The 8,965-nt window shown below is 59.6% G+C and carries 9 protein-coding genes; 1 reads left to right on the top strand and 8 read right to left on the bottom strand.

The window, feature by feature from the left end; all coding sequences use genetic code 11:
- Nucleotides 1–117: 117 nt before the first annotated feature.
- From WCJ41_RS18290 to WCJ41_RS18260, 7 genes are all read right to left on the bottom strand, one after another.
- On the bottom strand, nt 118–924 hold the full coding sequence (locus WCJ41_RS18290) for an alpha/beta hydrolase (protein ID WP_336907273.1): 807 nt from the start codon (nt 922–924) through the stop codon (nt 118–120).
- A 35-nt stretch (nt 925–959) separates the two neighbouring features.
- Nucleotides 960–1,793, bottom strand: a complete 834-nt coding sequence (locus tag WCJ41_RS18285) for a sugar phosphate isomerase/epimerase (RefSeq protein WP_336907272.1) — start codon at nt 1,791–1,793, stop codon at nt 960–962.
- On the bottom strand, nt 1,793–2,857 hold the full coding sequence (locus WCJ41_RS18280; RefSeq protein ID WP_336907271.1) for a Gfo/Idh/MocA family oxidoreductase: 1,065 nt from the start codon (nt 2,855–2,857) through the stop codon (nt 1,793–1,795). The genes WCJ41_RS18285 and WCJ41_RS18280 overlap by 1 nt, the downstream gene beginning before the upstream one ends.
- Before the next feature lie 34 nt (nt 2,858–2,891).
- A complete protein-coding gene (locus WCJ41_RS18275) occupies nt 2,892–3,959 on the bottom strand; it encodes an ABC transporter ATP-binding protein (RefSeq protein ID WP_336907270.1) in 1,068 nt (355 codons plus the stop codon).
- 26 nt (nt 3,960–3,985) lie between these two features.
- Nucleotides 3,986–5,089 (bottom strand): carbohydrate ABC transporter permease, encoded by a 1,104-nt coding sequence (locus WCJ41_RS18270; RefSeq protein WP_336907275.1) that lies wholly within the window; start codon nt 5,087–5,089, stop codon nt 3,986–3,988.
- Between the two features lie 77 nt (nt 5,090–5,166).
- Complete coding sequence (locus tag WCJ41_RS18265; RefSeq protein ID WP_336907269.1) at nt 5,167–6,324, bottom strand: sugar ABC transporter permease; 1,158 nt, start codon at nt 6,322–6,324, stop codon at nt 5,167–5,169.
- Nucleotides 6,325–6,335: 11 nt separating this feature from the next.
- Nucleotides 6,336–7,793: an extracellular solute-binding protein gene (locus WCJ41_RS18260; RefSeq protein ID WP_336907268.1), complete on the bottom strand. Its 1,458-nt coding sequence runs from the start codon at nt 7,791–7,793 to the stop codon at nt 6,336–6,338.
- A 181-nt stretch (nt 7,794–7,974) separates the two neighbouring features.
- Between WCJ41_RS18260 and WCJ41_RS18255 the strand changes: the two genes are divergently transcribed.
- A complete protein-coding gene (locus tag WCJ41_RS18255; protein WP_336907274.1) occupies nt 7,975–8,466 on the top strand; it encodes an anhydro-N-acetylmuramic acid kinase in 492 nt (163 codons plus the stop codon).
- Here the strand turns inward: WCJ41_RS18255 and WCJ41_RS18250 are convergent.
- On the bottom strand, nt 8,463–8,965 hold a 503-nt coding region (locus tag WCJ41_RS18250), incomplete at its 5' end, for a substrate-binding domain-containing protein (protein ID WP_336907267.1). The genes WCJ41_RS18255 and WCJ41_RS18250 overlap by 4 nt on opposite strands.

Here is an 8,965-nt window from a genome sequence, read left to right as displayed (position 1 = left end):
ACGTCGATGTGCAGCATGTCCGCGTGCGGGCTGATCCGCTCCAGCTCCGCTGCCATGTTGCACAGGTCGGCCGACCACAGTGAGAATTCGGCCACGCAGCGCGTGGCGGGCAGCCGGTCAAACCAGCCGGTTGCGGGATGTGGCATCTGACGTCTCCTCGATGAATCGGCGCAGTTCGCTGCGCAAGGCCTCTTCGTAGGCGGGTTTGCTGCGTGCCTTCGATGGAATCTTCGCAAGCCTGGCGCCGGGAATCACGGCGGCTAGCCGTTGCGCATGGTGCCATGGATGAATGACATCGTCGTCATGCCCGATGACCAGGGTGGGCACGGCAAGCGCTGATAGCTCGCCTTCGCCGATGCCAGGCCCATCAAGAGCGATACGCGTCAGGAGCGCGGCAGTTACGGCGCGGGGCTCGCGCCCGAAGAAGCCAAGAAGCGATGCAAGATTGTCAGGCGCCTCCGCTGCAAGCCTGCGGCCCGTTTCACAGTTTATGAATGCTTCACGCTCACCGGGGGTGGACGGCGCGGAAAGAAGCTGTCCGACAACAAGGTTTGGCACCATGTTTTCAGGCGCGGACTCCGCAATCCAGGCAGGGCGCACAAGCACGAGGCCAGAGACAAGGCCGGGCTCGCGGCAGGCAATCCGCAGTGAAAGGGCGGCGCCCATCGAAATGCCACCCAAGATGCAGGGATCAGCGCTCGACTGCCTGATCGCTGCGGAAAGATCATCGGCGAAAGTGGCAAGCGACAGAGCCTCGAGAGGGCCGGCGTCGCTTTCGCCATGCCCCCGGCAGTCGAGCACCGCGAGCCGACCGCCGCAATCGGCCGGAAAGACCACCGCCGGCTGGTTGGCGTCGCCGCACAAGCCATGCTGGAAGAAGACTATCGGCCCCTCTCCCTGTTGCAGGTGAAGCCTGAGCCGCACTCCGTCACGCCAGAGAGTTTGCTTCTCGAACCCACTCACAGTGACAACGCCTCACGTTGGCGCTTCAGGAAGCGCGCCACCCCGGCGGCCTCTCCGGCACTGCATCCATGGGCGACGACAGGACCATCGAAACCTGATGCCTTGAGGCGTGAGAGGAAGTGAGGGAAGTCAATCACCCCCTGGCCTGCTGCCGCCACGCTGCCGTCGGCAGTCCGATCCTTGGCATGCGCCATGGCAATACGCCCAGCCAGGCGATCCACGGCCCGCTCAACCAGGCTTCGGCGTTCGCTGGCGTCCGCCTGTTCGAAGAGGTTGGCAGGATCGAGAACGATGCGAATTTCCTCGGACTTCATCTCCTCGATCAAGAGTTCTGCCGCCTCGGCGGAATTGACCACATTGGCAAGTTCGGGCTCCACCCCGAGTGCAATGCCGTTGGCCGTGGCAATCTCCACCGCCACCTCAAACGCCGACAGAAGATCGCGCCAGGCTCCGGCTGACCGGTTGTCGGGATGGTGGCGCCATTGATCCTCCGCATCGCGCGTGCCCGTACAGAGCGTCACGAGCGGAATGCCCACCTCGCGGCAAGCGGCCGCCATGACGCGGAGCCGTCGTTCTCCCACTTCCCGAACCGCGGGATCGGGATGGATCATGTTGTAGGTGGCAGAGAGTGCGTAGAGTTGCTGACCCGTCTCAGCAACGGCTGATGCGATGGCGTGCATGGCTGCAGGCGGAATTGCATCCGGCATGGCGGCATACCCAGAGCATGCCATGTTGTACTGGACGCCGTCGAAGCCAGCAGCAGAAGACTGGCGCAGAACATCGAGTGGAGCGGTGCCGGAAAACGTCTTGGCAAAAATGCCGATCCGCATCACACGCTCCCCGTCACCTCGTCAAGGCGCACCCGACTAGCCTGAGCGGCGGATCGCGCGATGGCCAGCATGGCACGCACTGAAGCGACACCATCGGCAATGCCGGCACCGGTCAGGGGGCCGTCCGTGAGGATGGCATCAGCAAAGCCTTCAAGCTGGCGACGGTAGAAATGACCATCCGCACCAAGCGGGCGATAGGATGCGCCATCACGCTCGCGAAAGATATCGACGTCAGATGACTTGAAATACCATGGATTATAAGTCTTGCCGATGATCGAGCCATGTTGTCCATAGATCTGGAAGCCTTCATGCCAGTCCATCCGCACCGCCACGGTGAGATCGAGGTGGCCCAGCGCACCCGAGGCAAATTCGACATCGACAAACCAACAGTGCATGCCCTTGTTGTGTGACAGACGTGCGTTGACCGCCACGATGTCACCCGCGAAATAGCGCGCCGTATCGACGAGATGACAACCGTGGGCGAGCATATAGTAACGCGTGAGGTCCGCCTTGGGATCGTCCTTGGGCTTCATCGCTTTGGTCGACCTGACAATCAGCGGCTGAGTGGCGTCCGTCATCGGATAGCGGTGGGTGCTGTCGCAATACCAGGCCTTCAACGCGACGAGTTCACCCATCTCCTCGGCAATGAAGCGCCTAGCCTCCTGAAGCCCGGCATCATAGCGCTTCATATGGCCAACCTGGAACCGCTTGCCGCTCTCCTGGACGACACGTTCGAGCGTGAGTGTCTCATCGAGGTCGACGCCGACAGGCTTTTCGCAAAGCACGTGCTTGCCGGCCTTCAGGGCCTTGATGGAAGTCGGCACATGAAAGGCATCGGAGGTGGCAATGATGACGGCATCGACAGCGGGATCCGCAAGCATCTCGTCGAAATCGCCAAAGGTCTTTTCCGGTGCATGGGTTGCCGCCATGCGTTCGCGCAGGTCCTGTGCAACATCACAGATAGCATAAAGGCGCGCATTGCGCGCCTTGGTGCAACTTTCGAAATGCCCGGCCTGGGCAATGGGGCCACAGCCCAGCACGCCGACATTGAGCTTTGTCGTCATGGCGCGGACGCGGGAGAGAACTCGATCAACTTCGTCACCTGACGCGCGCGCCGGTCGCGGCATCGAACACGAAGAGGCGGTCACGGCTTAGGGCAACGCCAACGGATTCACCGGTGTTGCCGGTAAAATCCTTTTGCGCCTTGACGGTCAGCATGTCCTCGCCGGCCCTGACGGTGACCAGGGTGTGGTCGCCGATCAACTCGACGGTGTAGATCTCAGCGCCGAACTGTCCCTGCCCGGCGGGTACCACGGAGCAATCTTCCGGCCGGGCACCCAGTATCGCCCTGTCGATCCGCCCCGTGACCGGTGTCTCGACGCGCCCGCTGCGGGTCTGGAAGCTCGCCCCTTCGAGCGTGCCGTGCACGACATTCATCGGCGGAGAACCGATGAACTGCGCGACGAACAGATTGGCGGGATCATTGTAGATCCTTGCCGGCGTATCGAGCTGCTGGAGCACGCCCCTTTCAAGAATGGCCACACGGTGAGCCAGCGTCATGGCCTCGATCTGGTCGTGCGTCACATAGATTGTGGTGGTTCCCAGTGTCGACTGCATGTGCTTGAGTTCGGCGCGCATATGGCCGCGCAACTTGGCGTCAAGGTTGGACAGCGGCTCGTCCATGAGAAACACGGAGGGGCGGCGCACCATGGCGCGGGCAAGCGCAACACGCTGGCGCTGGCCGCCGGAAAGCTGGCGCGGATAGCGGTCGAGAAGCTGATCGATCTGCACTTGTGAAGCGGCTTCGCGGACGGCCTTGTCCTGATCGGCCTTCGGCACCTTGCGGACCTTTAGGGGAAAACCGATGTTTTCGGCCACCGTCTTGTGTGGATAAAGCGCATAGGACTGGAAAACCATCGATACGTCGCGATACTTCGGCAAGACATCGGTCACGTCCCGGTCGCCGATCGTCGTGCGGCCGGAGGTGGCCGTCTCAAGGCCCGCCAGAATACGAAGTGCAGTGGTCTTCCCGGAGCCGGATGCTCCCAGAAGAACTAGGAATTCGCCCGGCTCGATGTCAAGCGAAAGTTCCTCCAGAACCCGCACGGGACCAAAGGATTTCTCGATCTTTTCAAATGTGACGGGTACGCCAACTGTGGAACTCATCGACCTATTTCCTGCCTCTGGATACTCTAGCCCTTAACCGCGCCCATCAGCACACCCTTGGCGATAAAGCGTTGCAGGATGATCGCCATGATGATGACCGGGATGATCATGACAACGATCAACGAGCACATTTCCCACCACAATATGCCCTTTTCGCCGGCATTCTTTGCGGCCACCATGATTGGCATGGTCTGCGCCTTTGAGGTGGAAAGGAATACCGCTAATAAATATTCGTTCCAGTTGAGAATGAGCGTCAGCAAGGCGGTGGCCGCCAATCCGGGGCCCGTGAGCGGCAACACGATCTCCCAGAAAATCCTGAAGCGTGTTGCGCCATCTAGCTGCGCTGACTCCTCGAGTTCGATTGGGAGGCCTCGGAAGAAATCATACATCAGCCAAACCACGATTGGCAGATTGGCAACCGCATAGGCAATGATGAGCGCAAGGTGGGTGTCAAGCAGCCCCACAGCCTGAAACATCATGTAAATGGGGATGACGACGACGATAGGCGGAAGAATGCGCTGAGATATGATCCAGAAGAGGATATCACCATTCCCCAGCGTTGCCTTGAAGTGCTTGCCCAGGCTTCGCGCGAGTAGGAAGAACAATGCCAGTGCCACGGCCGATGAGATGTACCATTTTATGCCAAAGAAACTGGTTGTCATGATCATCGCCAGGGTCAGCAGCACGAATACGAGAATGTTTCCAAACTTGGGCCGGTATTGAACCCGCGCCAGTGCATAGGCGGCCATGCTGCCCACCGCCACACACAGCGCCGTGGAGGCGATGCTGATAACCAGCGAGTTGGTGAAGGCCAGGTACAGTTTGCAGATCTGCGGTTCCATCGGCGCAACACGCATGACCGGCGACAGCATGAAAGCTACTGAATTATGCACCATCAAGTACAACTGCCGCAGGATCGCGGTCCCGTCGCAGAACGGATCGGCAGCCAGTTGAACACGCCATGCGTCGAGTGTGGGCTGAAAATCCACAAACGGTATGTAGCGGGGGCCGAAATTGACGGAGTCCGAATTCTTGAAGGCGGTGATGACCACCCAGTAGATGGGGAAAATCACGAACGCCGACCAGAAGACCAGAATTCCATAGGCGACGAGCTTGGAGACGGGAGACATCCTGCCGATGGCCGGCGGCTCGAACAGCCGCTCAAAGAGACCGCGCTTCGACACCTCAAACTTATAGCCGGCGCCACTCATGCGTGAGTTCCCCGCAGCTGCTTGAGAACCACGTAGTTGAAGAACGACGAGCAGATGACGACGGTCAGGATCAGCAGCAGGTAGGCGACGGCAGCGGAATCCCCGATGTTGTTGGCGCGCCACAGGAACACGGCATGGAGCGTCATCGATTCGGTGGCGATTCCGGGTCCGCCCGACGTCATGATGTTGGGTAGGTCAACGATCTTGAAGGCCTCGATCATGCGGATCAGAAGCACGGTCGCCGCAACAGGAATGATCTGTGGCCAGATGATTTCGCGGAAGATCTGCACACTCGATGCACCATCGACCTGCGCTGCCTCGACGTGGTCCCTTGGCACGCTTTCAAGGGCCGCAAGCATCACGATGAAGATGAAGGGGATCCACTGCCACGAGTCACCCAAGACCACGAACGAGCGCGCTGCCCAGGCATTCGTCGACCACGCCCAATTTTGCAGACCGATGAATTCCCAAAATGGCTGGAATGGCCCCTTGGTGATGTCGAGGATCATTTTGAAGGCGTAGCCCACACCAAGCGGCGTGATCATCAGCGGTATGAAGAACAGAACACGGAAGAAACTCTTTCCGGCGATCGGTTGCGAGCACAGGAAAGCCAATGCCGTTCCGATGACGAATTGAACACTGCAACCGATGAAAACGTAGAACAGCGTCGTCAGGAGTGTGCCCCATTGCGTGCCGGAAAGCAGCGTGCCGCCCAGCAGGTAGGCCAAGAACAATGCCATTGATGCGGAGATCAACCTGCCGATCATCCCAATCCATGAAGCCCCTGAAGCCTTGGACTTGTAGAGCCACCACAAGACGAGCGCGGCAACGGCGGCAATGAAGAGCCAACCGAAGACACTGGTGCCGTCCAGGCGCCCGAGGAAATGCGCCTGTTCGCCTCCGGTGAATTGGGAAGTGATATTGTCGAGCCCAACAAACCGAAAACGGAGCCCGTTGGGGGTGAACTTCACCCGGCTCAACGCAAAGGCGATGGAGTAGAAAGTCGGAAAAATCGCAAAAATCAGGATGAGTGTGACTGCGGGCGCGATAAAAAAGGTGCGGGAGTGGCGGTCAAGCCATTCTGCCCAGCTTTCGCGGAAGCCTGCACCAGCCGGGGCTTCCCCCGGCCGGTGCATGTCGTCAGCACGCGTCATTGTCGTGCGGCTTACTTCGCGGGTCCAAGCGCCAGAGCCATTGCCTTGATTTGTTCATCGCGACCGAAGTCGTCGGTGACTTTCTCCCAGCCGGTCTCGATGTTCTTCAGCGCTTCGTCCACCGTGATTTCACCAGCCATGTAGCGGGCAAGCTCGGTGTCGAGCACGATGGAAGTATATTGCTGAGCACCGGGAATCTTCAGGTCGGAGGCCATGTTCGGGTTGTTGAGAGCCGAATTGATGGCGCCGATATAGTTCGCGGCGAGTTCAGGCGACATGCCGGCCTTCACCCACAAGTCCGTGCTCTTGAGCTGCGACAGACGATAGGGATTGTAGCCGGTATAGCCCTGCGTGACATCGACGCTCGATTGCGCAGACTGGTTCATGTAGGAGAGGAAGGCATAGGCGGCGGCCTTCTTCTTCTCGTCAGCCTTGGCATTGATAGCCCCGGCCCAGCCACCAAAGGCGGAGAATGGAGCGTAGTTGATGCCGTCAACCGAATAGGGGGCCGTTTCCTTCGTCACAGGAACCAGCTTTCCGGTTGCGCGGTCAAGCACTTCCTTAGAGCCAACGGCACCGACGGCGAAGATCAAGTTCTTGACCTTGGCGGCGTCCTTCTCAAGCTGCAGCGTGCCCGGATCGCCCCACTCGATGAGAACACCGCAACGGCCAGCCTCGAACAGGGCACGGGTATCGCCGATGTCCATGTTGAGTTCTTCCGGCGGGCCGTACTTGCTGGTTTCCTTGTAGAGTTCGAATGCCTTCTTCCAGCCGTCATTGTTGACGATCGGCTTCATCGTTGCATTGTCGAAGTGGAAGCCCTGGGCCGTGCCCTGCGTCTGGATGATCGAGGAGGCGATGGTCTGAATCGCGAAGTATGACTGCGCGTTGCGCTTCTTGAAAATGCAGGAGCCATAATCAGGTGTACCATCACCGTTCATGTCCTGGCCATTAATGGCTTTGGCGATGGCGATGTAGTCTTCCCAGGTCTTGGGCGGCTCAAGCTTGTTCTTGTCGAGCACGTCCTTCCGGTAATAGACCATCTGGAAGTCGCCATCGAGTTGGATCAGCTTGTACTTGCCGCCGATCTTCATGGCGAAGTCGCGGAAGTAGGGGGCGATGTCGGCGGTATCGATCTTGTCATCCTTGGCGACATAGGGATCGAGGTCCTCGAGCAGGCCCGCGCCGTCGAGCTCGACGCCCCAGCCTGCGGCGAACACGGCAGCATCGATCGAGTTTGTGCCTGTCGACCAGTCGTTCTGAACCTTCGGGAAAATCTCCGCAAAGGGGACTTCGGTGACAACAATCTTGGCACCTGTCATCTTCTCGAAGTCTAGTCCACGGTCCTTCAATGGCTTTGCAATGACCGGACCCGGGCGGGTGAGAATGTTGACGGTAACGCCATCGAATTCACCAGCGCTTGCGGCGGCCGCGAGGCCAGTCACGGCAACTGCCGACAACACAGCCATTGCACAAGATTTCAGCACATTCATGAGTTGTTCCTCCCGTTGAACTTTATAGTTGTTTTCTTCCGTACCCGGACTTCGCCGAGCTTTAGATCAATGTATCTGAGTTTTTGAGCCTTGCAAGTGCAATGCTATCATCTAACGTTGTGTCCCGCGTGGCGGGTCTGGGGGGAGCTGCCCTCGTATTCGGAACGGGCCATGGTTCTGGCGATCGGCTCAACAGCGGTTCCTCTTTGACGGTATCGACATTGTCCCCGTCGAGCTCATTGATGGCCCGGACGATCAGCCCGCGCGGCCAAAATTCATTTCCGGCAAAAGCTATGATTGGCCGAATGCTGTCGCTGAAATTGTATTGAAGGCGTTTGAGAACAAGATCTCGATCTTCGAACTGACCCGGCTGAACGACCTGGCCGGCGTCGTCTACGCCGAAGCTGCACGCGATTTCATGCGGGAGAACGACCTCAAGCACGGCGATGTGGAGGTGACCGGCCATGACGGCCAGACCATCTACCAGGAACCGCCCGTCCACCATCTGTCGCGGAATTACGATGACCGGGACGATCTTGTCTCGCGCTGGCTGGACGGTCCCTGCCCCCTCCGGCGAAGACATGGTGGCGCAGAGCGCTTCGGCATTCTCGGCAAGCTGGTGCAGCCGCCGCGCCTCGCCCGGCCTTAGCGCGCGCGCCGGACGGCCGACCTTGCTGATTTGGGAGCGCACGACTGCCGCACGACGAGATGCGGCAGGAACAGCTGCCGAATGGCGGGTCCCGTTGCGCCCTCGAGGCGCGAGACCAAGGCCTGGAAGGCCGCGCCCGCCATCTCCGCGATGGGCTGCTGCACAACAGTGAGAGTGGGCTGGAAGGCGGTGGCCCAAGGAAAGTCATCGATACTGCAGACGGATATGTCCTGCGGCACCCGCAGGCCGAGGTCGCCCAATGCCCGCATGACGCCAATCAACATCAGGTTATTGGCCACGAACAGCGCGGTGGGCGGGGGATTGCTGCGCATCAGGCGCTTGCAGGCGACGTAGCCATCCTCGAGTCGGAAATTGCCCGATTCGACCAATTCGGGTGTCAGGGCAATGCCGCGTCGACGCAGCGTTTCGCGGTAGCCGGCCAGTCTCTCGCGCGCCACGTATTGCTGTGGCAGCCCTCCGACCATGGCAATCCTGCTGT

Origin of the sequence: Aestuariivirga sp., assembly GCF_037139295.1 — a bacterium.
GTDB lineage: Bacteria > Pseudomonadota > Alphaproteobacteria > Rhizobiales > Aestuariivirgaceae > Aestuariivirga.
The sequence above is the reverse complement of the archived record's forward strand: the minus strand, read 5'-3'. Positions and strand labels throughout refer to the sequence as shown.